This window comes from Undibacterium sp. Ji83W (genome assembly GCF_049340385.1).
Taxonomy (GTDB): Bacteria; Pseudomonadota; Gammaproteobacteria; order Burkholderiales; family Burkholderiaceae_D; genus Undibacterium.
This window is the reverse complement of record NZ_JBMPOZ010000001.1, coordinates 335,741-360,671: the sequence shown is the minus strand read 5'-3', so window position 1 is coordinate 360,671 and position 24,931 is coordinate 335,741. Positions and strand designations below refer to the sequence as shown.

Genomic DNA, 24,931 nt, shown 5'->3' with positions numbered 1-24,931 from the left:
TAAGAGGTTGATTTTCCGCATTTTTCACCCTTTAGTCTTCTATCTCAGTTTCTATATCTATGGCTTTAATCGTCCACAAATACGGCGGTACTTCGATGGGTTCGACAGAACGCATCAAGAACGTCGCCAAGCGCGTCGCCAAATGGCATGATGCCGGTCACCAGATAGTCGTGGTGCCTTCAGCAATGTCTGGTGAAACAAATCGTATCATCGGCCTGGCAAAAGAAATTTCTGCCCAGCCTGATCCCCGTGAACTAGACATGATCGCCTCCACCGGCGAACAAGTCTCTGTCGGTTTGCTGGCTATTGCCCTGCAAGCGATAGGCAAGCAGGCAGTTTCTTATGCTGGCTGGCAAGTTGCCATCAAGACGGATTCTGCCCACACCAAGGCCAGGATAGCCTCGATTGATGAAACCAAGGTCAAGGCTGATCTTGATGCGGGCAAGATCGTCATCATTACCGGCTTCCAGGGGGTGGATGAACTGGGAAATATCACGACCCTGGGTCGCGGTGGTTCTGACACTTCTGCTGTGGCAGTTGCTGCAGCTCTCAAGGCGCAAGAATGTCTGATTTATACTGACGTCGATGGTGTCTATACGACCGATCCGCGCGTGGTATCTGATGCCCGTCGCCTGAAAACAGTTACTTTTGAAGAAATGCTGGAAATGGCTTCGCTGGGTTCTAAAGTCCTGCAAATCCGCTCCGTCGAATTTGCCGGTAACTACCGCATGCCTACCCGCGTTTTGTCATCACTGACTGACCCATTAATACCGCTGGAAGAAGAAGCGAATTCCGGCACCCTGATTTCGTTCGAGGAAGATACACACATGGAACAAGCTACCATCACCGGCATCGCGTTTAACCGTGATGAAGCAAAAATCACCGTCCTGGGTGTACCAGACAGGCCAGGCATTGCCTATCAAATCCTGGGCCCGGTTGCGGATGCCAATATCGAAGTCGATATGATCATCCAGAACCAGTCTGTCGAAGGCAAGACTGACTTCACCTTTACCGTTCCACGTGGCGAATACACCAAGGCCATGGACGTGCTGGAAACCAGCGTCAAGGCACATATCGGTGCTGGCAGCATCGTGGGTGACTCCAAGGTCTCCAAGGTATCTGTCGTTGGCGTAGGCATGCGCAGCCATGTTGGTATTGCTTCCCAGATGTTCCGCACCCTGTCGGAAGAGGGCATCAATATCCAGATGATCTCCACTTCTGAAATCAAAATCTCGGTTCTGATTGATGAAAAATACATGGAGCTGGCTGTACGCGCCCTGCATAAAGCATTCGGCCTGGAAAGCGCTTAAAATTTTTTCTGGTATGGCTGTTGACCAAAGTCACACAAACAGCTATTATCACGGTCTCAATTACAGCTGAGTTTTTAGCGGTTGTAAGAGTGTGGAGATGTGGCCGAGTGGCCGAAGGCACTTCCCTGCTAAGGAAGCATTTGGGGTAACCTGAATCGTGAGTTCGAATCTCACCATCTCCGCCAGCAATACTGAAAAAGCCCCTGGGTAACCAGGGGCTTTTTCTTTTTGTCCTGCCAGCTTCGCTTTTTATGCATAAAGAAGAGGGTTTTGCTGCCGGGTTTTGCTGCAATATGTAATCTCCAAAAATGTAAGGTGGTGCAAAGCTTTGCACTGATTTGCAGGTGAAATTGAATTTTTCATAAAACATGCTATCCACTGAAGCAGGTTCTCTACGAACCAAGTCAATAAATGTTTAGCAGTCCATTCTGCAACTTGCGGAGTAGCAATGCTTCCGGCGGCATGAATTTGTGTAATTTGGCTGCATCCTGTCTTGGCAAATCCTGTGATCCTCAGTCTCCTGGCTGCGCTTAACCACCTTATCACTACGTCCTCGAGCTAAGTCCAGGCCCCAGCCATTGGCATTGATTTGGCCAGCTGAGCTTGTGTTGGCGAGAAGACAGGATCAATTTTAAAAGTTGCAAACTTTGCCAGTGCGGCGAAGTTAAGCTGTCATTTGAATTGGAAAAAGTGGATGTAGTTGACAAGCTGGTCTACGATGACTAAGGATGCAATGAATAATATTTTTGATGTTTCTCCAAAAAACCATCAAAATAGCCATGGCAGTGATGTTGAGAAAAACCAGCGTGTATTTCAGTCGAATTATCATGCAAATCATCAGGCAAATATTCCCTGGATTTGCATAAGTGACAGACATATCACGGGGAAGCCACATTATTTTCTTCGAGGCTGTTAAATCGAATCCTCAAATTGCTGAGCGCCACACCTCAATCTTTGGAAGCAGCTTTAGTCGTCGGTATCAATTGTTATTTTGGCAGTCCAGCATCGGTCTGTATCGCATAGATATTCTATTGATCTTGATGGAGATTTGCGCTGATCCAGCATTCATCCAAATGCCTTCGGAGAACATATGAGACTCACAAATTTACGCATAGGCACCAGACTTGCATCTGGTTTTGCCCTGATATTGATATTGCTTCTCGGAGTCGCCTATCTTGGTGTGCACGGGATGGCACTATCCAATGAGGCCTTGCATCATGTTGTGACTGTCAATGTAAAAAAGATTGAAGTACTTGAAGACATGTCGAAATCTGTACATATTGTTTCGCGGGTGATACGCACGATCGCTTTGCTTTCAGACGAAACGATGGCAAACACCGAACACAAGAAAATTGATGAAGCGCGGGCTCACTACAACACGGCGTTTGGCTTGCTTGAGAAAATGCCGCTGGATGCAGCCGGGAAGGCTTTTGTTGCAAAAATAAAAGAAGATCAAGTTGCAGCCAGGGCGCTCAATGACAAGTTTGCTGACATGGCCAAGACCAACAAAGACGAAGCCACGATATTTTTGCTAAAAGTAGCGGGGCCTGCCAATGCGAAGTGGCAAGATGCGATTCAAGAATTCATTGATCTGCAAGAAAAGAAGAATCAAAACGACGAGGAATTGGCAACCAAGGCGTATCACTCAGCACTGACCATGATGATCATCATCACAAGTTTAGCTTTTGTTTTTGGTGCTGGTATTGCCTGGTTCAGCACGCGTTCTATTACAACACCTCTGGCAATCGCTGTTGGTGTTGCCAAGACAGTCGCCAAAGGGGATTTGACAAGTGACATTCAAGTCAACTCTACGGATGAGACTGGTCAGCTCATGCAGGCGCTAAAAGAAATGAACGACAACCTGATCGACATTGTCGGCAAGGTTCGCAATGGAACTGATACGATTGCAACGGCCACGGGTGAAATCGCATCTGGCAACCTGGATTTGTCCTCACGAACAGAGCAGCAGGCTGGTTCGCTGGAAGAAACTGCTTCATCCATGGAGGAATTGACATCCACGGTGAAACATAATGCAGATAGTGCGCGGCAAGCCAATGATTTGGCAATTTCTGCTTCTCAGGTCGCCATCAAAGGTGGCGCAGTTGTTACCGAAGTGGTGAGCACGATGGGGTCAATTGATGCATCATCGAAAAAAATTGTCGATATTATTGGCGTGATCGATGGCATTGCTTTTCAGACCAATATCCTCGCATTGAATGCTGCAGTTGAAGCTGCACGTGCTGGTGAACAGGGCAGAGGTTTTGCCGTCGTCGCCAGTGAAGTGCGCAACCTGGCGCAACGGTCTGCAGCGGCAGCCAAGGAAATTAAAACTTTAATTAATGATTCGGTCGAGCAGGTAGAGATAGGTTCCCGTCTGGTCAATCAGGCTGGGTCCACCATGGAGTCAGTCGTGTCAAGCATCCAAAATGTGACCAAGATCATGGGCGAAATTACCCTTGCAAGCAAAGAGCAAACCACGGGTATTGAACAGATAAACCTTGCAGTAACGCACATGGATGAAACGACACAAAAAAACGCCGCACTCGTTGAAGAGGCAGCCGCAGCAGCAGGCTCTCTGGCAGAGCAGACACACGTTCTGGCACGAGTAGTTAGCATTTTCAGGATGCCAGGGCAACAGGCTGAATTTGGTCAACAAAGTAACACTACTCAACACCTCGGGACGGCGAACACGGCAAGGGGGAAATTTGCTAATGATAGTGCAGCCAAGCGCTTGTCCGCAAACTAACTTCCTTGATACGCGCCGGGCGGACAAAGTTAAATGCCTCCAATACTACGAAGGAGTTGGAGCAACTGTGTGATTCATAAGCATTATTTCAATTAAGAATGCTGCAAAAGATAGCGAAATGCAAAAATAAATTGCTGAGTGCGATGCGATGAAAACCCCGGTGAGACGGATGTTTTCAGCCTGTGCGATGGCGTTTTTCTCCAAATCTCAGTGACAGCATCGGTAAGTAAGAGGTTTGTTCTTTCCAGTCATGTAAATGGAGCATGATTTACGAGGTGGACAAGTTGCAAGAAAGTGATTACATTGAATAATCAATTTTTCATCAAATTATTTTCCAGTATTCGAAAACGAGTTTTGTTGTATCAGGAATAAACCACCCACCGGGGAGTATTCATGTCTGCAAATGCCAAAAAATTCCGTTTGATTACGCGTAGTGACTTCGATGGACTGGTTTGTGCAGTCTTGCTCAAGCACCTTGACCTGATTGATGACATCCTGTTTGTGCATCCCAAAGACATGCAGGATGGCAAGATCGCGGTCAGTGACGCTGACATCAGTACCAATTTACCCTTTGTCGAAGGCATACATATGGCTTTCGACCATCACTTGTCTGAAACCCTGCGCAATGCCGAGGGTGGTGCCAGAAAAAATCATGTCATCGCGCCTGAGGCTCCTTCCGCAGCACGGGTTGTGTATGACTATTACGGCGGTTTGAAGGCTTTCCCGGCATCCTGGGATAGCATGATGGCTGCTGTAGACAAGGGTGATTCGGCGAAATTCAATCGCCAGGAAGTCTTGCATCCCCAAGAATGGGACTTGCTGAACTTCCTCATGGATGCCCGCACTGGCCTTGGGCGTTTTCGCGACTTCAGGATATCAAACTACAATCTGATGATGAAATTGATCGACCTGTGCAAGACACAGAGCATCACAGAAATCATGCAAGACCCGGACGTGAAGGAAAGGGTTGACCTGTATTTTGAGCATGAAGAGAAATGCAAGGAGCAAATTCTGCGCTGCGCGACTGTGCATAAGAATCTGGTGGTACTTGATTTACGCAATGAGTCGACGATTTTTGCGGGAAATCGTTTCCTGATCTATGCCTTATTCCCGGAAACTAATATTTCCATCCACGTGCTCTGGGGTTTGAAAAACCAGAATACCGTATTTGCCACCGGCAAGTCGATTTTGAACCGCAGTTCCAACACCAATATTGGCCCATTGATGCTGGAGTTTGGCGGCGGCGGCCATGAAAATGCAGGTACTTGCCAGGTCGGGAATGAGCAGGCAGCACAAGTATTGGCGACCTTGATCAGCCGTATCAATCAGGATGGCTGACGATCTGAATGCTTTGCGATTCAGAACTGTATTTGTATTCCACTGGGCAGGAACTTCGCATACCTGCTCAGGGAACTGGTAATGTCGCTGGCTGCGATTGAGTAATGAAAATCCTCCGCCGTTTCACCGTTTTTTTTTGCACCAAAGCGTTCGTGGAATTTCCAGACGGATTCATTGCCTTTTCTTACATCAAAATGCGCGCTTTGAAACCCCAGAGCCAGTGCATAGTGATACACCATTAAAGCAGATTCTATGGAACTGCTGCTGGCAGAACCCGCTTGTATGATCCAGGAACCCCAGCAAAATGAATCAGCTTGCTGATCATACAGACGTACTGTGCCTATATTTTCGCCTTCCATATTTTGTATGATGAAGTAGATTTGCTTGTCATCCTGGGTATATTTTTCCAGCCACTGTTCTTGCGGTTTTACATCGGCAGAGGTGGAGGAAATGAATCTGGATTTTTGCTCATCAGTGCGTAAAGCGACGATATAGCTGGCGTCTGCCACTGCGGCATTACGCATGCTCAGTTTATGACCGATAATTTTTTGCGCTTTCAGAAAAACTGGCCCTGCTGTCAAGCCCCGGTCAGCAAGGCGTCCGGCTATGCCTGCTTGCAGGGCGCATGCCTGTATCTGCGTAGCTATACTGGATAGAGCTTCTGATGACGGTGATGGTAATGCTGGTGAAGCTGGCGACATGGCTTATTCATCTAAGGTTTTCACAATAGGCGATTTTACTGTGCCGTTTGCCCGGCGTACAGGCAAACGGCAAGCTTGGAACTTATTTGCTGGTACTTATTTCACTACTGGCACGGCATTGACGGTGATGTTCTTGTAATAGATATGGCTGGTGGATTCAAAACCGGAATCCAGACCGAACAATATCCACAGGCTGCCATCGGCTTCGGTCTTGACATTCAAGGCTGTCTGATTAGTGAGTTTTTTCTCCATATACGGTGCCCGGCCACAATCGGTGCTGGCATTGCCTATGGTGCCCAGTACCTGGGCGTACTTGCCCGACCCAGCCTGACCACCCCGGTCTATATTCATGACGAACTCATTGCCTTTTTGTATTGTCAATGGTTCGATAGGGGATGCACCGCCGAAGAACCAGACACTTTCGCCAGGTGAGCCACCAACGCCAAAGCAACCAGTGGCCACATTGGTGACGATGGTGGCCTGGAAGCTTAAAGCGTATTCGGTATTCGGGGCAAAGCCTGAGTATTTTTTCTTGATGTAAATGAACAGATCATCGCTGCGGTTGGTGCCAAAGGTGTACAAACCCTTGCCACTGAAAGGCAGGGGCAGGGTGCGGTACTCAGTGACGATGTCGGTGGGCTTGGTCTCGTTGCTAAAATCTGAAGTACCAAATGCCCAGCCCGGTGGCTCGGTACTGAAATCAGTATTGATCTGGACTGGCAGGGGCTTGGGAATATAATCACTGGTGCCGCCACAGGCAGTCAGCAGGGTCGCGATGAGAGTAGCTACAAAGAAATGTGCGGGTATTTTCATGATGAAAACCAAAAAAGAGTTTAAACGCTTGCCTGTTGGGGTGGTATGGCGACAGAGAATAGCGGGACGAAGCGATAAAATCGTTCTCGAAATGTCAGGTAATTGTCTCCAATTTGTAAATCCTGCTCAGTCTGGAATTGTCTGAAAATTGTAATTTGTACCGCAGCAGCATGCAATGTGCGTAAAATCGCGCGCTGCTCTACTACAATGCGGGCAAAGGAGAGATTTATGTTTCGTGTAATGCTGGTGGAAGATGACGCCAAGCTGGCAGCATTGGTTGCCGAGTACCTGAGAGAATACGAATTCACCATTGACATCGTCAGCCGTGGCGATGTCGCCCTGAGCCATTTCCAGCAAACTTCGCCGGATATTGTCGTGCTTGATCTTATGTTGCCTGGTATGGACGGCATGGTGGTTTGCCGCCAGTTGCGTGCTATCAGTACCGTGCCGATCTTGATTCTGACGGCGCGTGAAGATGCCTTTGATGAAGTCTCAGGCCTGGAGCAAGGAGCAGATGACTATGTCAATAAGCCTGTGCAACCGAGGATATTATTGGCTCGTTTGCGCGCCTTGCTCAGGCGTGTCAAGGAAGAACCGGCAGATGAAAACGCCGATCTCGTCTTCGGTGCCTTTCGCGTGTGCCGCAGTGACCGCACGGTATTCTGGCGCGATGAAACGGTCATACTCAATAGCGCAGAATATAAATTATTGCTGGTGTTGGCAGAGGCTGCGGGCAAGGTCTTGTCGCGCAACGATATTTTGATACAGATGCGTGGCATAGAGTTTGATGGCCTGGATCGCAGCATCGATAATAAGATTTCCCGCTTGCGGCGCAAATTTGATGATCCGCATGCCGATAAAATCAAGACTGTCTGGGGAGAGGGCTATCTGTTCAGCCCGTCTGCCTGGGACTAGCAGATGAACCGCCTGTTCCTGCGTTTTTTTGCTTTGGTGATGCTGTCTATCAGCGTTGCCACGATTGCCATCTATGTCTCCATCACCATTTTCTTTGGCGATCCTCTGGAGGAAGTCGCACAGCAGCAGGCATCAGGACAAATTTTATTATTGACCGGGTATGTCGATCAGGCTGGCCAGAATGAATGGCTGACACGTCTCAATAAAATAAGGGAAATTGCCCACGTCCAGATGGATTTGATCCCTCTGCAGCCGGTACTGGCAAAGTTGACCCAGGCAAGGCAGGCGCAACTGATGCGTGGTGAAGTAGTGATTGATGTCGCCAGCAAATCTTTTTACCGCCGTGTTGACCTGAAGGGGGAGCGCTACGTAGGCAGTGATGAAGAAGTCATTCATGCGCAGGAATTGCCTATCGATGTTGCACCCGTCCTGAAAACAGAAGCGCTGCGCTACATCATCGTGGCACTTTGCCTGCTGATCCCGATTGCGGTCTGGTCCAGTTCACACTGGCGTGGCTTGCAGGCGCTGGAAAAAGTGGCAGACGAATTTGGTGCAGGTCACCTGAAGGTCAGGGCGCAAACCAAAGAGCGTGACAGCATACACCCGCTGGCACAGCGCATGAACCAGATGGCGGCGCGTATAGAGAGCCTGCTGGATGCGCAAAAAAATCTCTTGCATTCAGTCTCGCATGAATTGCGTACACCCATCGCCAGGTTGGAATTTGCACTGGAGCTATTGAGAAATGCCGCAAAAAATCCCCAACTGGAACCACGGATGCAAGCCATGGAAGCCGATATCGGCGAGCTCAATGCGCTGGTCAGCGAGTTGCTGGATCTGGGCAAACTTGATCAGGATGTCAGTCTGTACCGTAGTGAATTCGACTTGAACAGTAGTCTTTCTGATTGCTTGGACAGCTTGCAGCATGTGCTGGATGAACACCAGGTCAGCGCAGATTTTTCTGCGGATCTGGGTACTTATTGTGGTGATCAACGCTTGCTTAAACGGGCAATCAGCAATCTCTTGCGTAATGCCGCCAAGTACGCCACTGCGCGCATCTGGCTGCATGCAAGCAGAAGTGAAGATGGTGGCGTTGAAATCATTCTGGAAGATGATGGTCCCGGTATTCCAGCAGAGGAAAGAGAGCGTATTTTTGAGGCTTTTTACAGGCTGGACCGTAGCCGTGACCGAACTACTGGTGGTTTTGGTCTGGGCTTGGCGATTGTAAAAAAAGCGATATCTGCACACGGCGGTCAAATATTGGTGCAAGAAGGGCAATATGGCGGAGCCAAATTCATCATTTCCTTGCCTGTTTTGCTTCAGGAATAGCAATACGGCAGCAGTAAATTCCAGGCTTACAAATTGATGACATTTGCCAGACAAGTTGGGGAAGACTTGCAGTAGACGGCTATCTATCATTGCTCAATAATATTGCAAAACGGTGTTTGCATTCTGATTCGCTCTGATCAAGGTCTGCCATGAAAGTATTGCATTTTTATCGCACTTATCACCCTGATACTTTCGGTGGAATAGAACAAGCGATACGGCAACTGGCGATAGGGACGAGTCGTCTGGGCGTGGATGCAGAAGTGCTGACCCTGACACGCAAACATGGCGATCTGGAATTGGAACTGGAAGGGCATAGAGTACACAGGGTAAGACAGAATTTTGAAATTGCTTCAACAGGTTTTTCCTGGCAGGCACTCTCGCGCTTCAGGGAACTGGCGAATAGTGCTGACATTATTCACTATCACTTCCCTTGGCCATTTATGGATTTGATGCATCTGTTTTGCCGGATCAGAAAGCCAAGTATCGTGACTTATCATTCAGATATTGTGAGACAAAAATTCCTGGAAAAAGTGTATCAGCCCTTGCGCCACTGGTTTTTGAATGATGTGGACAGGATCGTTGCCACTTCACCTAATTATCTGTCCAGCAGCCCGGTCTTGAACCGTTACCGTGACAAGACTGAAGTGATCACTTATGGCCTGGACAAAGATATTTATCCGCAGCCGTCACCAGAATTAATCGACAAATGGCAGCAGCGTTTTGCTGGCCGCTTCTTTTTATTCGTTGGCATGCTGCGCTATTACAAGGGCTTGCATATTTTGCTTGAGGCTGTGGCCGATACGGACATGCCTGTGCTGATCGTCGGAAATGGACCGGAAGAAGCCGCACTGAAGCAACAGGCAAGGGATTTGAAATTAGACAATGTACATTTTCTGGGTGCATTGCCTGAAGAAGATAAAGTCGCCTTGCTCAGTCTTTGCTATGGCGTGGTGTTCCCTTCCCACTTACGTTCAGAGGCTTTTGGCATCTCGCTACTGGAAGGGGCGATGTATGCCAAGCCCATGATATCGAGCGAGATAGGGACAGGCACCAGTTATGTCAATATTGCAGGCGAGACCGGTATGGTGGTGCCACCAGAAGATGTGTTGGCCTTGCGGGCGGCCATGACACGTCTGTGGGACAAGCCTGCGCTGGCAGCGCAAATGGGACAATTTGCGCAAAAACGTTACCAGACCATATTTACTTCTGAAATGATGGCAAAGAATTATGTGCGCTTGTATGTTGATGTAATTTCAGGAAATACCAAAGAGCCGTAGAACCTGTTTGCGATCTTACTGTGCCTGCGTGATCGTGGCTCATGTGCTGTTCAAAATGCTCATGTACTAGAGTACATTCCGCTTTTTGCGCTGCGTTTTTGTTGTCCTGACCCCGCTGACGCACGCTCGCTACAGGTCGCAAGCAGGTTCTTAGAGCGCATTGGATAAATAGGATGAATAGGATGAGTTTCAGTATGGGTATTGAAGTTGCGAAATTGGAAAGAGGTGTCTATGATGCGGATTTCTCACGCCCTTATACCTGTAGTGCCGCTTTTCTGTTTCAATGATATTGAAAATGGGCCGGGTATACATACGACTACAATTGACCAGCATGAAATCTATAATATTTGCCTCCCTTTTTTGCGTTGCCAATCTTGCTTGCGCCCAGACCCCGGCGGCTAGCATGTTACCGGACGGCAGTTCTGACATGTATGTCGGCCTGGGTGTGATTTCCGAACCCAGTTGCGAAGTGGGTGGTGAGCAAACCACGCGTGTCATGCCCAATGTACAAATGCAATGGAGTAATGGTGTTTTTTTACGCAACACCAATCTCGGCATGCATCTGAGCCAGTCCAGTGCCTATGAGTATGGCCCTTTGTTGTCTTACCAAAGAGGTTGCAGCGCTTCAACTGCGCGCAAGCTGGCTGGGTTTGGTGATGTGGATGGCAGTTTTCAAGCCGGTGGTTTTTTTAACTTTCGCCCTATGAGTAACTTGCGTGTGGGGTCCAAATTATTATTTGGCGCAGGTGCAGGCAAGAAGACTACCTACTTGAGCATAGAAGCACGTACTTATTACAAGATAGCATCCCATCACGGGCTGGCATTATCTTCTGGTCTGGCCTGGAGCAGGCGCTATTACGATAGTGCCAACTCAAGGTTTGATCCTAATTTTGCAGATGGCTACCCTGTGTATGTCAACGGTGGTAATACAAACGATTTTGTCGGCACTGGCAGTCAAATACTGATTGCAAGGTCAGGCAAAGATATCGTGCACACAAATGCCAATGCCAGGAATTTTTACCTGGGCGTTAATTGGAACTGGGAGTTGAGTTCATCCTGGATAGTCACTTCGCATGTGACGGGAATACATCAGTTTGATATTGACAGCGACAGTTTGTGGTTGGGCAAGAAGAATTACGTCACCGTATATTCTGGCCTGGCATATCGATTTTAATTTTATAAAAGCATGATCAATAAGTACGCCTCCATTTTTGTCCTGATGCAGTTAGCTTCAGTGCAGGCTTTTGCGCAAATGAATAGCGCAACGCCAGCCACGAAGCCGGCGGCGGCACAGGTATCGGAAAGCCAGGTCGAGACTGAATGGATCAGCTACCGCAATGCTTACCGCCTGATGATACAGTTTGAAAAGTATGGCAAACCCAAGCATCTGATTCAAAGCCATTTTCAGGTGGGCACAAAAAATGGCAATCCTTTACCGGACAATTTGCAATTGCATCTTGTCAGCAAAAACATGCGGCTTAATTTGCCTCTGGATGCAGTGGGCCGTGCTAATTTCCCTTTGTTGAAATCAGCTTACGATGAGAATGCTGAACTGGTCTTGAACCAGGCATCCGGGCAGATCAGTTTTCAAAGCCGGATTTCCATTATCGCCAGGGCTGACGGTATTTACGAAATTGCTGAATTGCGCCTGGCGTGTGAGCAGGCGCAGGCATATTTGAAAAATATGGGAGATGCCAAAACCGCTGCAAAGTCCTGTGCAGGCGTTAGATTTTCATACCTGAAAAGTATGACGCAAGCAGGAATCAAACTCAGGGGCACTGACATGCAAGTGCATGCACTTGCCTGGCAAGACAATAGTGCTTTCCCTGATGAAAATAACAGAGCTTATAGAACCGTGACCCTGCGTTTTTCTGATACTCCAGAAAAAGCACAAGTGCTGGCACAACAGCCACCTGTAGCTATTGCGCCAGTCTTTGAGTAGAAATTATTACTCTCGTTCTTACCAGCGACGCCAATGTCTGCCGCCACCACCGCCCCAGTAAGGACCACTCTGGATGATAATCGGAGGAGGGCTGACATAGACACTGGGTCCATATCCATACCCATAGCCGTTATGTGCCGGTGCCACAACGCAGCCGGACAGACTGAACATGCCAACAAGTATGCTGGCAATGGTAATAATGTTTCTTCGCATGATGTACTCCTGTTTGTACTGCTCCTCATTCAATGCTTGACAGGCCTATTGCGTTGACAACTTTAGTGTAAAACTCTGTTTCTGATGTTTCAAAAAATAATTTGTAAGATTTGATAAGAAATATTGCTTATTTGAAAACCGCAATAAGCAAAAACTTGAGCAAAGAATTGCTGCGTCGCGGAACTTGACGCCGTGTGGTATGGTCTTAGGTTTGTTCTTCAACGACTATTGCCACAATAATATCTATATGCAAACCAACAGTATCAGCTTGCGCCCGACTATCTTGTCCCTGGCGATCATGGCAGCTTTTAGCCAGTCTTCCTTTGCTCAAACTGCAACTCCAGCAACACCACCTAAAGCAGAAACCGCTGAAAAAGCCGATGCCAAAGCCTTGGAACCAAAGATGCAAAAAGTGGAAGTGCAGGGTACGCGCGCCTATGATGAGCGCCGTCAGGACACAGCCACCAAGATCGTCGTCACGCAGGAAGACATCGTGCGTTATGGTGATACCACCGTCAGCGAAGTGCTCAAGCGCTTGCCAGGCGTGACTATAGGTGGCGTACAAGGCCGTGGCGGTGATATCCGCATGCGTGGCCTGGGCGCGGGTTATACCCAGATTATGCTGAACGGTGAACCCAGTCCACCGGGTTTTTCGCTGGATTCACTTTCTCCTGATTTGATCGAGCGCATAGAAGTGATACGCGCAGCGACTGCTGATCTCAGCACCGCGTCAATTGCAGGTACGATCAATATCGTGTTGAAAAAGTCTGTGCAGACAGCACAAAAAGAGCTCAAGCTTGGTTTGTTTGAAGATGGCGGCAAATTTGGTGAAAACATCAATTACCAGGTCTCCGACAAAGCTGGCCGCATGTCTTATTCCATCTCCGGTAATCTGAATCATGGTCAATATGAGCGTCCTTCGTATTCGGATGAAGTACGCACGGATGCGAATGGCAGACCTTATGCAACAACGCACACCAGCACTCTCGGTTGGGGGACTTTCAATAACCTGGGGTTCTCACCGAGGATCAATTGGAATTTTGAAAATGGCGATACCCTGACCACGCAGAGTTTTGTCAATGCGAACCGTTTTGATGGACATTTCAGTGAGGTAAGAACGCCTGCTATCGTTGGCGTATTGCCTCCAGAATTGATTGGCAAGGAGAATAGTTTAAAACCAATTTATGCGAGTGACCTGCAAAATGTGCACTCCGATTTCTCTATGTTGCGCACTAATTTGAACTGGATACACAAGTTGGCCGATAGTGCCAAGCTGGATGTCAAACTCGGCCTAAACTACAACAAGCGCAATTCTGATGTGGAATTGTGGGGTTATGGCGAGAATAATGCGCAGATACTTGATCGCAGGAGCATTTCTGGCGCTACAGACAAAGGGCTGACCATGAGTGGCAAATATAGTGCGCCATTTGTTCAGGATCACTCGTTTGTATTTGGCTGGGATGGCGCGTATAGCAAGCGTGGTGAAACACGTACGCAAGTTGACGTCAGTAACACTTTGCCGTTGATCAATCTTGACGAAAACTTCAATGCCGATGTGACCCGCATGGCGGTGTTTGCCCAGGATGAATGGAATGTCACCAAGCAATGGTCCGTGTATGGTGGTTTGCGCTGGGAAGGTATTGATACCCGTAGCAGTGGTGCCTTCAAAGCGAGTAGTACGGATGTGACTAACACGCCTTACAGTATCCATAACAGATTCAGCGTCTGGAGTCCGATACTGCAAACTTTGTACAAACTGCCAGACAGCAAGAACGACCAGATCAGGCTGGGGCTTACCCGTACTTATAAGGCACCAGATACCAGCCGTTTGATACCTCGCCGCTTCATCTCGAACGATAACAAGAACCCGAATAGCCCGGACAGTATGGGTAATCCTAATCTCAAGCCAGAGCTGGCCTGGGGTCTGGATATGGCTTATGAACACTATCTGCCTGGTGGTGGCATGCTCAGTGCCAGTGTATTTTTCCGCCGGATCAATGATTTTACGCGTACGCAGTTGGTCAAAGAGGGGACTGACCCGAATGCAGTGTACGTCACCATGCCAGTCAATGATGGTCAGGCAACGACCAAGGGTATAGAGCTGGAGGCCAAATTCCCTTTGCGTGCGATGGTGGAAGGTGCACCGGCTATCGATTTCAGGGCGAATCTCTCTTTCAACTGGTCCAGCATCAGTAGTGTGCCTGGCCCGAATAACCGCCTGGATTCACAAACGCCTATCAGTGCCAATTTGGGCATGGATTACAAATTGGATAAAATACCACTGACACTGGGTGGTAATGCCAGCTTCCAGACCGGTGGTCCGGTGAATATTTCTACGGTGCAGAGCTCTTATTCCGTGCCCAAGCGTGTACTCGATGTATATGCCCTGTGGAAATTTGATCCCAAAACCAATTTGCGTGTTTCCCTGGGCAATCTCCTGCATCAGGATAATGTCAATATCGGAACTTACAGCGATAAGGGTTCAATAATCCAGACGTCGGTCACGCCTACCACCGTGACTGCCCGCGTCATGTTTGAACACAAGTTCTGACATTATCAACACTGAAACGAGAAGGGCACTTCAGTAATGAAGTGCCCTTTGTCTATATACAGAGGCTTGGTGTTTAAGCCAAGCGGCCAACACTGCTTATTTCTTGCTCTCTTGCTTTGGTCTGCAGTATGAAGGCAGGTTGGCTGCTGGTACTGTTGTCTTGTCTATCCCCTTGACTGTCATTTTCTCTGGCGGCGTGCCGGTGGCGCATACCCAGGCCACTGGCACGATGGGAGCGTCTTCAACGACTGCAGGGCGCAAGGTCAGGACTTTGCCTTTCAGTACGCCATGGGCATTATTGCCAAAGGTGATATTGATTGCACCGTCCTGTATATCAACGGAGCTGACCAGGTTGCTGACGATTTTGTCTGCAACTGGCAAGCCTGCGGCGAGATTATCGATAGGAAATTTCTTTTCTGCCTGCCATGTAGCTGCCACGGGTTTTTTTGCAATATCGGCAAACTGTATGCCTACTTCCAGCTGCTCCCTGACGATCTTGAACATATAAGATGGGACTGCCATCGCTGCCAATATGGCAATGATGCCTACAACGACCATCATTTCCAGTACTGTAAAGCCCGAATATTTTTTCATAAAGCTGATTTTCTATTGATTTTGTGAGTTTTTAGAAATATAGCGGATAAGTCTTGCTTATCACAATCTAAATATCACGACATTGTACTTGTCGCCCGATTGGCAAGGTCATGTTGCGCAATATGCTATGACACAAGTAGCGCTATCGTTGATAATGCGAACAAGCTAATTAGGGCTTACGCAAAATTGTCCCAGCAAGGCGTCAGCGACGAAGACAGTACTTTAGTACGACTAGGCGCTGCAACGCAGCTGGGGCGGTTTTGCGTAAGCCCTGCCAATAAACTTTTGCATGATGAATGATCCTATCCCCTTATTCGGTTTCACAACCAACCTGCTGGAGTTGGCTTCCTTTGTCTTGTCTGTCATCACCGTCGCGCTGAACATACGGCAGTTGCACTGGGCCTGGCTGTTTTCCATCGTATCGTCCGGCTTGTATGCGGCGGTGTTTTTTGATGCCAGACTGTATGGGGACATGGGTTTGCAGTTTGTCTTTATCCTGGTATCTGTCTGGGGCTGGTTCAACTGGCTGCGTGGCGATGATGCGCAAGAACGCTTGCAAGTCACGCGTTTGAATACGCCGGACAGGCGGAGTTCTTTGGGTGCGACTTTGCTGGCTTTCGTCTTGCTGGCCTGGTTTCTCAAGACTTATACAGATACTGATGTGCCGTATGCCGATGGTTTTCTGACCGCGGGCAGTTTGCTGGGGCAGGTTTTGCTGAGTCGTAAAAAACTGGAAAACTGGCATGTCTGGATAGTCGTCGACGTGTTGTATGTCGGTCTGTATATATACAAGGGCCTGATGCTGACGGCACTGTTGTATGCAATTTTCGTTATCATGGCTATCATGGGCCTGCGTGCCTGGAGTAAAACATGTCCTCAGTAAATCGTGTCGTCATATTGGGGGCCGAGTCCTCTGGCAAATCCATATTGGCCGAGGCTTTGGCCAAGCATTACCAGACCATGTGGGTGCCAGAGTATTTGCGTGAATTTGTTGAGCAAAACCAGCGCGTCCCTAAGGCAGAAGAGCAAATTCTCATCGCCCGCACGCAGGTGAAGCGGGAAACTGAATTGCTGCCTAAGGCCAGGCAATGGCTGTTTTGCGATACTGGCCCCATCATGACGGCGATCTACAGCCGTCATTATTTTGGTGAGCCAGATTCAGAGCTGGCTGAGATGGAACTGTCGCATCAATATGATTTTTGCATAGTCACTGCGCCAGACTTTCCCTGGCAGCCTGATGGTTTGCAACGTGAATCTGCCTATGTGCGTGATCGCGTACATCAAGAAGTATTGGATGTGCTGGATGAAAGGGAAATTCCTTTCTTGTTGGTTGAGGGCAGCACCCAGTCCAGGCTCGAACAGGTGCAGTTCGCTTTGTCTTTCCTGCTTAGTTGATCCAATGAAAAAAGCACTGCAATCTTGGAGATGCAGTGCTTTTTATTTGAGACCCGAGCCAGACTTAGTTGCTTTCCATCAGGCTCTTCAGGTGATCCGCGCGAGCAGGGTGGCGCAGTTTTTTCATGGCCTTGGATTCAATCTGGCGTATGCGTTCACGCGTTACTTCAAATTGCTTACCTACTTCTTCCAGCGTGAATTCGGTACTGGTTTCCAGACCAAAGCGCATGCGCAAGACCTTGGCTTCGCGCGGGCTTAAAGAATCCAGTGCTTCTTTCAATTTCTCTTGTACTGATGCCTGCATTGCTGCTGCCATAGGGGACAAGGTCATGCTGTCTTCGATAAAATCACCCAGTTGTGAATCACCATCGTCGCCGATAGGCACATCCAGCGAGACTGGTTCTTTCGCGATCTTCAGGATTTCCCTGACCTTGCCTTCAGGCAGACCCATCTTCTCGGCAATCGCCGCCGGTTCTGGTTCCAGGCCTGTCGTTTGCAAGAGCTGGCGGCGCACGCGGTTCATTTTGTTGATGGTTTCTATCATGTGCACCGGTACGCGGATAGTGCGCGCCTGATCGGCAATGGCACGCGCAATCGCCTGCCTGATCCACCAGGTGGCATAAGTAGAAAATTTATAACCACGACGGTATTCAAATTTATCCACGGCCTTGAGCAAACCAATATTACCTTCCTGGATCAAGTCCAGGAATTGCAGGCCACGGTTGACATATTTCTTGGCGATGGAAATGACCAGGCGCAAATTGGCCTCAGTCATGGCTGCCTTGGCTTCGCTGGAACGTTTTTCACCAGCCACCATCTGCTTGTTGATTTCACGCAGGTCAAACAAAGGCAGGCAGACATTGTGTTCCAGGTCTATCAGCTTTTGCTGCAATTCACGGGCGGCATGAATATTGCGGCCCAGGATAGCTGCATAGCTGGATGTGCCATTCATTTCCTTGTTCAGCCATTCTGGATTAGTCGCATTCTGGCGGAAATGTTCAACAAAATAAGCACGCGGCATGCCGCATTTATTGACCATCAATTCCAGCATCTGCTTTTCAGTCTGGCGCAGCGTTTTCATTTGCTTGCGCAGAGAGTCGCACAGTTTTTCTGCAGTCTTGACGCTGAAACGCATGCCTTGCAGCTCACTTGTGATGGCAATCTGTGCCTGCTGGTAAGCAGGAGATTTATAACCATCCGTAGTGCGGGCAGCTTGCATTTGCTCAAAGCGCATCGCGACGATTGCAAATTTTTGCAAGACTACGTTTTTCATTTGCTGCAATTGCTCATCGCTGATGCCGCTGGCATTTTCTGCTACCGCATCATCGTCATCGTCCAGGTCGTCCAGATCGTCGTTGTCGCTGAGTTCTATGGCTGGTGCATCACTTGCATCAGGGTCCAGCAGACCGTCAATGATGTCATCCACGCGAATTTCATCTTTGGAAATCTTGTCGGCAATCGCCAGCATTTCTTGTATCGTGCCAGGGCAGGCAGAGATAGCCTGCACCATGTCTTTCAAGCCATCTTCAATGCGCTTGGCGATTTCGATTTCGCCTGAACGTGTCAGCAATTCCACACCACCCATTTCACGCATATACATGCGTACCGGGTCAGTAGTGCGACCAAAGTCTGAGTCAACAGTGGCCAGCGCGGCAGCCGCTGCGGCCTCTGCTTCATCTTCAGTGACATTGTTGGCGACGTTATCGGTCAACAGCATCATCGCGGCATCAGGTGCGGCGTCATAGACGGCAATACCCATGTCGTTGAGGGTGCTGATAACGCCTTGTATCATCTCAGCGTCAGCAACGTCGTCAGGCAGGTGATCATTGATTTCTGCATGGGTCAGGTAACTGCGGTCCTTGCCCAGATTGATCAATTTGGTCAGTTGCTTGCGATATTGCTCCAGTTGTGCTTCCTGGTTTGCTGCATTGGCTGGCGTCGGCTTCTTGGCCTTGACGCGCGCTGCGCGCTTCATCTCTGCCGATTCTGCAGCATTCAAAGCCTGGATTTCATCATTTTCAAAATGAAATTCAGAAGACTTGCGGCCACGCTTGGCAGGCTCGCGCATCGCTGGCAAGACATAGGCAGATGTATCTATGTCCTTGATGCTGGATGCGGCAGCCGCTGGAGCGGTAGATGTGCTTGAGGCAGTTGATGTTGCGGAAGTGGCTGGCACAGTGGGCGCAGTGGACGCAACTGAAGCAATAAACGCTGCAGGTGTTGCAGAAGTGCCGCTCACGGCTTGCACAACCGTAGCTACGGGCTTGAGCGTGACTACCGGTGCAGGCGGTGCCAGTTTGCCTGAACCTATGCGCGCTTCGCGTTTAATGACCACAGGCGCAGCAGTCGCAGGCTGATCTGCCAGCAATAATTTTTTAGCCAGTTTGGGGCCGCTCTTGCGTATGACGACTACACGCGGCTTGGCTACCTCTGCATCAGTGGCGCTGCTACTGGCAGTAGCTTCGGTTCTGTTGGCGCTTTCTGCAGTGTCCGTAGTAGCGTCAGCCATAATGTCTGTTACAGCAGCAGACATCTCAGCACTGCTGCTTTCGTCACTATCAGTTGCCACTGATTCCACTTCCATGGACGTGCTTGCAGTTTCTTCAGACGCATCGCTACCGTCAGCCATCGCAGCCTGTAATCTGGAACGACGCTTGGTAATCACCGTCACTGGCGTTGTGACCAGTGTCGGTGTTTCCTCGATCGAGTCCATGGGGTTCGATACTGGGACCACCACTTGTACAGTTTGCACTGTGGCCGTGCGCGCGATGCTCAGCGACGGACGGCTCAGTTGCAGTTGCGGTTTTTTACCTAATGTCAGCGTTGAGCCTGTTTTTGTTGCAGGAGAAGTGTTTGAGTCAGTTAAGCTGTTTTTCATGTAACAAATTCGAGTACGACAACAAAAGCTTGTCAATGGTGTTAGGCAATAGCAAGGGCGAAAAAGCTGCTGGCGATCATCATCTACAGATCAACGGCAGGCGCGGCGCGGATAAAAAAGCCCGCTGGTAAAAGCGGGCCAGGTCATCTTGCTGAATCTGGGCCTCAAAAGAGACGAAAGGGCAGAATTATCCCCGGCTTAGGCATTCTTGACAAGCAAGACTTTGCTTTCTTTTGCAGAAAAATTTATCTGGCTGTTGAATAGGTATTGAAACCTGCGCTCAGACAACTGCCGTACGACGCAAATACGTCGGCTTTGCCTGATTTTGTGGCATTTTTGCTTGAAGCTTCAAGGAATGATCTGCTTGGCAATGTTTGATATAAATCAGAAGATTTGCTGTTCGCCTTAAAGGAATTGGACAAACTGTTAAGCTAGCGTCTTTGTGCCATCATTTGTTTTATCACCATGCACTTTACTTCTCGTTTGAAATCCGGCCTGCTGTATGTCGTATTGGGTTTGCCACTCATCGCGTCGGCACAATCGACGCAGTCTGCACAGCGGGTGCCGGATACTTTGGAACAAAGGCTAAAAGCCTGTACTGCCTGTCATGGTGCCGAGGGCAGGGCAGGGACTGACGGTTTTTACCCGCGTATTGCCGGTAAGCCAGCCGGTTATCTGTATAACCAGTTACTGAATTTCAGGGAAGGAAAACGTGCTTATCCTGCCATGCGGTATATGGTTGCGCATATGTCTGATGCATATCTGAAAGAAATTGCTGATTATTTTTCCAGCCTGCACCCACCTTACTCTGCACCTCAAGCCAGTGAAGCGAATGCCACTTCGCTGGAGCAAGGCAGGCAACTGGTTGTGCAAGGTGACAAATCACGCAATTTACCCGCCTGCGTCTCTTGCCACGGCAAGAACATGACGGGCCTGGCCCCCTTCGTGCCGGGGCTGGTGGGCTTGCCGCGTGACTATCTGGTTGCCCAACTGGGGGCCTGGCAAACTGGTAGCCGCAAGGCGCATGCACCTGACTGCATGCAGCAAATTGCCAGCAAGCTCAAGCCTGCAGATCTCGCGGCAGTGTCAAGCTGGCTGGCGGCCCAGACTGTGCCCAGCGATAGCGTCGCGCCAATATTGACGGTAACAGAGTACCGGCTATTGCCAATGAAATGTGGCAGCCTGTCTCAATAATTTTTATAACAAATCCATGAAAAAAATCCTATTGTTCGCTTTGCTGCTTTTGCTGGCGGGCATCGCCGCCGTAGCAGGCTTTGGCTATTATCTGGTCGATGATAAAAGCGCTACAACTACCCCCACTGGCAGTTTGTCAGTAGCAGATCAAATAGCCAGGGGCGAGTATCTGGTCAAAGCTGGTAATTGCATGGGCTGCCATACCGCGCGCGGTGAAGCTGCATTTGCCGGAGGACGCTTATTACAAACCGATTTTGGCAATTTCAAAACACCGAATATCACGCCTGATGTAAAAACAGGGATAGGTAGCTGGACCGCTGAAGATTTCTGGCAAGCCTTGCATAATGGTAAATCCAAAGATGGCAGTTTGCTATACCCGTCTTTCCCCTACACTAATTACACCCAGGTGTCGCGGGGTGATGCCGATGCCATGTATGCCTACCTGATGTCTTTACCCAAGGTAGAGAAGCAAAATCAGGCACATGAACTGCGCTTTCCTTATGATAGCCGTGCTTTACTGGCATTTTGGCGTGCAGCCTATTTCCGTCCTGTCAGTTACCAGGCTGACGCTGGCAAATCTGCAGAATGGAATCGCGGTGCCTATCTGGTCAATGGTCTGGGACATTGCAGTGCCTGTCACAGTAGTCGCAATAGCCTGGGAGCAAATGCTGGAGTGAATGATTTATCTGGTGGTGAACTGACAAGCTGGTATGCGCCGGCGTTGACGAATAGCAAAGAAGTCAGTCTGGCGAAGTGGTCGCCACAAGAGTTAATCGCCTTGTTGAAATCGGGCGTGAATCAACATACCGCCGTATCCGGCCCCATGGCAGAAGTAGTGGCGGGCAGCACCCAGCATTTGTCAGATGCTGATATCAAATCCATGGTCAGCTATCTACAGGCCATACCTACCGTGCAAGCAGCAGAAAAAGACATGCTCGACAAAGTCATGGCAGGCCCGGAACTGAGCGCAGAACGTATGGATGCAGTCATGAAGCAGGGCGGTGCGCTGTATAAAACCCACTGCGTGGATTGCCACGGAGCGCAGGGCGAAGGTGTAGCAAATATTTATCCGGCACTCAAGGCTAATCCCTCCTTGCTCAGCCATGCCTTGTCTAACCCTGTACGCATGGTTTTGTCTGGCGGTTTCCCGCCGGTCACCAAAGATAATCCGCGTCCCTATGGCATGCCACCTTTTGCGCATACCCTTAATGATAGCGAAGTCGCCCTGGTACTCAGTTATGTCCGCAATGCCTGGGGCAATAAAGCTGACACGCTGACCTCGGCAGAAGTCAATCGCTACCGTACTGCGGCCATGGAGTAAGTCGGCAGATTACAATTCGATGACAATTCACATACATTTTTAAACATTCTTGACCATCATCAGCTTTTACACTAGTGCTAATAGAAATTATTTGCAGGTAGCTTGAAATCTGTTGCTGCACTGATTGTCTGTTTTCTTCAGTTGGGACTTACACAAAATTGTCCCAGCAAGGCTATCGCTTTTATGGAACATCCCTTGTAGGGGATGTTTGTTACGTCGGCAGGCAACATGTTGCCTGAAATCCCGACTACACCGTCAGCGACGAAGACAGTACTTTAAGTACGGCTAGGAGCTGCAACGCAGCTGGGGCGGTTTTTTGTAAGTCCTAACAGTTATGTTGGCGGCGTGTGGTGGTGGCACGAGCACTAGTGTGAACGCTGATGTAGTGAGGTCAGTGAAAGGACTTGCATTATCTGGTTCGGCAGCGAGAGGAATAGTGTTATCCGACACCCCTGTCCATGCCACTTGTCGCACTGGAAGTGACACCACCACGAATTTGCAGATGGCAGCAAAAACAGTTTGCCAAGAAAAGATTTTCCGGCGCTGGGTGCAACAGCCACTTTACGGCAGGTATGGCATCATCCCCGGTGCACATAGCTGCCTTAAGTCGAAGCCAAGAGCATCAGCTTAAAAGCCGGATCCCAACATGCCTGTGCGGATGAATAAAATCCGTCAGACCTCTCACGGATGTTCGCGCGTCTACCCCCCCCTTCAAGTTAAGACTCAGTACTGGCTAGCCTATGAAAAATGCTATCAAGCAGCAATTTCAGTTAAGATTGCTACTTTATAAATTTTTTCATCATATGCGATCGACTACTCTCGTTTTATTGCCAGCACTTGTGCTGAGCTTCTCCTATCCTGCATTTGCCGCCAATAATGTAGACCAGCCCAGCAAAACTGCCAGCCCTATCAAGAGCCTTGCAGTTGACCAGAAGTCGGATGCTCGATATGTGATAACCACGGTGCCTCCAGAGTCAGCCATGGAACGCTTTGAGATGAAAGATGCTCAGGGACGCAATATTGCTTATGTGGCGATGACAGATGGCGATGTCGGTGGCCTGGTGTTTGTCGATAATAAACTCACGGGTACAGTTTCCAAGCAAGACGCTTTGGCATTTTATAGCTGCCGCGGCTATACCTCCGCCATCAAATATCATTGGGCCAAGGATGCCACTGCCTGGGTAGAAGGTTTGCTGGCTGCCAGCCAGCCGAGCTCGGCAGTCAACCTGCAATTCTCTGGCAAATCAACCTGGCGCAGTATCGTTGAAGTCGTCAATAATCCGTCCTTGTCGCAAATCGGCTCGCTGGTAGATATCGGCACTAATCCATTCGGCATTTTGCGCAAACTCAATAATGCACGTGAATCCATGGCTGAGCGTGAGCTGTTTGAAAAAACCAGATTGCGTCTGCTGGATGTCACCACCGGTACCAGCGAAGACAGAGTGGCCGAGATCATCAAGCCAGAAGACGTTTCATTTGCAGTTGGTGGCCTGGTCATGGCTTATCCGCGTTTTTCTGTTGAATATTTTATTGCTGACGGTTCGGTGAAGGCAATACAACAGCCATCCTTCCATTTCCTGTCCCATAAACAGGCTGCACTGTTTTATGTGCCAAATACAAAATGGGAAATGTGCACGCCCGAAAACTGGAGAAATGCACTACCGGTAGTTAATACCGCGACTGCGATAAACACTGCGCCAGCCAAGCCAAGTGAAGCAAAATAAGAGTCTGATCTGATCGTCCTGAAAAAATGAGGAATCTAACTTGTTACATTGCGATCTCGACCACATCACGATAACGGCACCTGATCTTGTATCAGGTGCCGCTTATGTCAAAGCGCTATTAGGTGTAGACCCCCAGCCTGGTGGCGAGCACGTACGCATGGGCACGCACAATATGTTTGTGCGTTTGGGGCCAGCATTATTTCTGGAAATTATTGCGGTCAATCCTGATGCAGTCCAACCCGTACGGCCACGCTGGTTTGCACTGGATACTTTGACGCCGGATAGCAAGCCTCGTTTATCGAATTGGGTCGCACGCACAACGGACATACAAACTGCATTAAGCCAGACACGGGAAAATCTGGGTAGCATAGAGCCCATGAGTCGTGGCAGCAATCACTGGCTGATCACCATACCGCAAGACGGCTGTTTGCCCTTGGATGGCATTGCCCCTGCCTTGATAGAATGGCAAGCTGCAGCACAAGCCACGAATCACCCTGCAGCAGGAATGCTGGATATGGGGATGAGTCTGCTTGAACTGGAATTGCTGCATCCTGACGCCGCCAGAATTTCTCAACTGATGCAGGACTTGAACATGCAAGGTAACATCAAGGTCAAGTCGCTTTCAGCTGGGCAGCCACCGCAATTAATTGCCCACATCATGACGCCACTAGGATTGCGGATATTGTCTTGAAC

20 protein-coding genes and 1 tRNA gene are annotated in these 24,931 nt (G+C 49.2%); 16 read left to right on the top strand and 5 right to left on the bottom strand.

The window, feature by feature from the left end; translation table 11 throughout:
* Positions 1-59 precede the first annotated feature (59 nt).
* The 4 genes from ACO0LD_RS01680 (at position 60) to ACO0LD_RS01665 (ending at position 5,394) form a co-directional block, all read left to right on the top strand.
* Positions 60-1,310 (top strand): aspartate kinase, encoded by a 1,251-nt coding sequence (locus tag ACO0LD_RS01680; protein WP_423003086.1) that lies wholly within the window; start codon positions 60-62, stop codon positions 1,308-1,310.
* Positions 1,311-1,403: 93 nt separating this feature from the next.
* Positions 1,404-1,495 (top strand) — tRNA-Ser (locus ACO0LD_RS01675).
* Between the two features lie 905 nt (positions 1,496-2,400).
* Positions 2,401-4,056 carry a methyl-accepting chemotaxis protein gene (locus ACO0LD_RS01670; RefSeq protein WP_423003084.1) on the top strand — a complete coding sequence of 552 codons (1,656 nt, stop codon included), beginning with the start codon at positions 2,401-2,403 and terminating at the stop codon, positions 4,054-4,056.
* Positions 4,057-4,449: 393 nt separating this feature from the next.
* The gene (locus ACO0LD_RS01665) at positions 4,450-5,394 is read left to right on the top strand and encodes an exopolyphosphatase (RefSeq protein WP_423003082.1); all 945 of its coding nucleotides are present in this window, start codon (positions 4,450-4,452) and stop codon (positions 5,392-5,394) included.
* 20 nt (positions 5,395-5,414) lie between these two features.
* Here ACO0LD_RS01665 and ACO0LD_RS01660 read toward each other — a convergent pair whose 3' ends face one another.
* Positions 5,415-6,095 carry a GNAT family N-acetyltransferase gene (locus tag ACO0LD_RS01660; protein WP_423003080.1) on the bottom strand — a complete coding sequence of 227 codons (681 nt, stop codon included), beginning with the start codon at positions 6,093-6,095 and terminating at the stop codon, positions 5,415-5,417.
* Positions 6,096-6,191: 96 nt separating this feature from the next.
* Positions 6,192-6,908 carry a hypothetical protein gene (locus tag ACO0LD_RS01655; RefSeq protein WP_423003078.1) on the bottom strand — a complete coding sequence of 239 codons (717 nt, stop codon included), beginning with the start codon at positions 6,906-6,908 and terminating at the stop codon, positions 6,192-6,194.
* A 228-nt stretch (positions 6,909-7,136) separates the two neighbouring features.
* Here ACO0LD_RS01655 and ACO0LD_RS01650 point away from each other — a divergent pair, with 228 nt between their 5' ends.
* The 5 genes from ACO0LD_RS01650 (at position 7,137) to ACO0LD_RS01630 (ending at position 12,368) form a co-directional block, all read left to right on the top strand.
* Positions 7,137-7,823 carry a response regulator gene (locus ACO0LD_RS01650; protein WP_423003076.1) on the top strand — a complete coding sequence of 229 codons (687 nt, stop codon included), beginning with the start codon at positions 7,137-7,139 and terminating at the stop codon, positions 7,821-7,823.
* A gap of 3 nt (positions 7,824-7,826) precedes the next feature.
* Positions 7,827-9,149 (top strand): ATP-binding protein, encoded by a 1,323-nt coding sequence (locus ACO0LD_RS01645; RefSeq protein WP_423003074.1) that lies wholly within the window; start codon positions 7,827-7,829, stop codon positions 9,147-9,149.
* A gap of 149 nt (positions 9,150-9,298) precedes the next feature.
* Positions 9,299-10,426, top strand: a complete 1,128-nt coding sequence (locus tag ACO0LD_RS01640; protein WP_423003072.1) for a glycosyltransferase family 4 protein — start codon at positions 9,299-9,301, stop codon at positions 10,424-10,426.
* Positions 10,427-10,757: 331 nt separating this feature from the next.
* Entirely contained in the window at positions 10,758-11,600 is an 843-nt protein-coding gene (locus ACO0LD_RS01635) for a MipA/OmpV family protein (RefSeq protein WP_423003070.1), read from the top strand.
* Between the two features lie 12 nt (positions 11,601-11,612).
* A complete protein-coding gene (locus ACO0LD_RS01630) occupies positions 11,613-12,368 on the top strand; it encodes a hypothetical protein (RefSeq protein WP_423003068.1) in 756 nt (251 codons plus the stop codon).
* Between the two features lie 18 nt (positions 12,369-12,386).
* Here ACO0LD_RS01630 and ACO0LD_RS01625 read toward each other — a convergent pair whose 3' ends face one another.
* Complete coding sequence (locus tag ACO0LD_RS01625) at positions 12,387-12,581, bottom strand: hypothetical protein (RefSeq protein ID WP_423003066.1); 195 nt, start codon at positions 12,579-12,581, stop codon at positions 12,387-12,389.
* A gap of 247 nt (positions 12,582-12,828) precedes the next feature.
* Between ACO0LD_RS01625 and ACO0LD_RS01620 the strand changes: the two genes are divergently transcribed.
* Entirely contained in the window at positions 12,829-15,132 is a 2,304-nt protein-coding gene (locus tag ACO0LD_RS01620; RefSeq protein WP_423003064.1) for a TonB-dependent receptor plug domain-containing protein, read from the top strand.
* Between the two features lie 96 nt (positions 15,133-15,228).
* On the opposite strand, the gene ACO0LD_RS01615 is transcribed toward ACO0LD_RS01620, so the two are convergent.
* Positions 15,229-15,726 carry a pilin gene (locus ACO0LD_RS01615; RefSeq protein WP_423003062.1) on the bottom strand — a complete coding sequence of 166 codons (498 nt, stop codon included), beginning with the start codon at positions 15,724-15,726 and terminating at the stop codon, positions 15,229-15,231.
* Between the two features lie 292 nt (positions 15,727-16,018).
* Here ACO0LD_RS01615 and pnuC point away from each other — a divergent pair, with 292 nt between their 5' ends.
* Complete coding sequence (gene pnuC / locus ACO0LD_RS01610) at positions 16,019-16,609, top strand: nicotinamide riboside transporter PnuC (RefSeq protein ID WP_423004060.1); 591 nt, start codon at positions 16,019-16,021, stop codon at positions 16,607-16,609.
* On the top strand, positions 16,597-17,121 hold the full coding sequence (locus ACO0LD_RS01605; RefSeq protein WP_423003060.1) for an AAA family ATPase: 525 nt from the start codon (positions 16,597-16,599) through the stop codon (positions 17,119-17,121). The genes pnuC and ACO0LD_RS01605 overlap by 13 nt, the downstream gene beginning before the upstream one ends.
* Positions 17,122-17,185: 64 nt before the next feature.
* Here ACO0LD_RS01605 and rpoD read toward each other — a convergent pair whose 3' ends face one another.
* Positions 17,186-19,999 (bottom strand): RNA polymerase sigma factor RpoD, encoded by a 2,814-nt coding sequence (gene rpoD / locus ACO0LD_RS01600; protein WP_423003058.1) that lies wholly within the window; start codon positions 19,997-19,999, stop codon positions 17,186-17,188.
* A 465-nt stretch (positions 20,000-20,464) separates the two neighbouring features.
* Between rpoD and ACO0LD_RS01595 the strand changes: the two genes are divergently transcribed.
* The 4 genes from ACO0LD_RS01595 (at position 20,465) to ACO0LD_RS01580 (ending at position 24,929) form a co-directional block, all read left to right on the top strand.
* Complete coding sequence (locus ACO0LD_RS01595) at positions 20,465-21,193, top strand: c-type cytochrome (RefSeq protein WP_423003056.1); 729 nt, start codon at positions 20,465-20,467, stop codon at positions 21,191-21,193.
* Positions 21,194-21,209: 16 nt separating this feature from the next.
* Positions 21,210-22,514 carry a c-type cytochrome gene (locus ACO0LD_RS01590; RefSeq protein WP_423003054.1) on the top strand — a complete coding sequence of 435 codons (1,305 nt, stop codon included), beginning with the start codon at positions 21,210-21,212 and terminating at the stop codon, positions 22,512-22,514.
* A gap of 803 nt (positions 22,515-23,317) precedes the next feature.
* Positions 23,318-24,238, top strand: coding sequence for a hypothetical protein (locus ACO0LD_RS01585; protein WP_423003052.1), 921 nt, complete (start codon positions 23,318-23,320; stop codon positions 24,236-24,238).
* Positions 24,239-24,278: 40 nt separating this feature from the next.
* Positions 24,279-24,929: a VOC family protein gene (locus tag ACO0LD_RS01580; RefSeq protein WP_423003050.1), complete on the top strand. Its 651-nt coding sequence runs from the start codon at positions 24,279-24,281 to the stop codon at positions 24,927-24,929.
* The last annotated feature ends 2 nt before the right edge of the window (positions 24,930-24,931 follow it).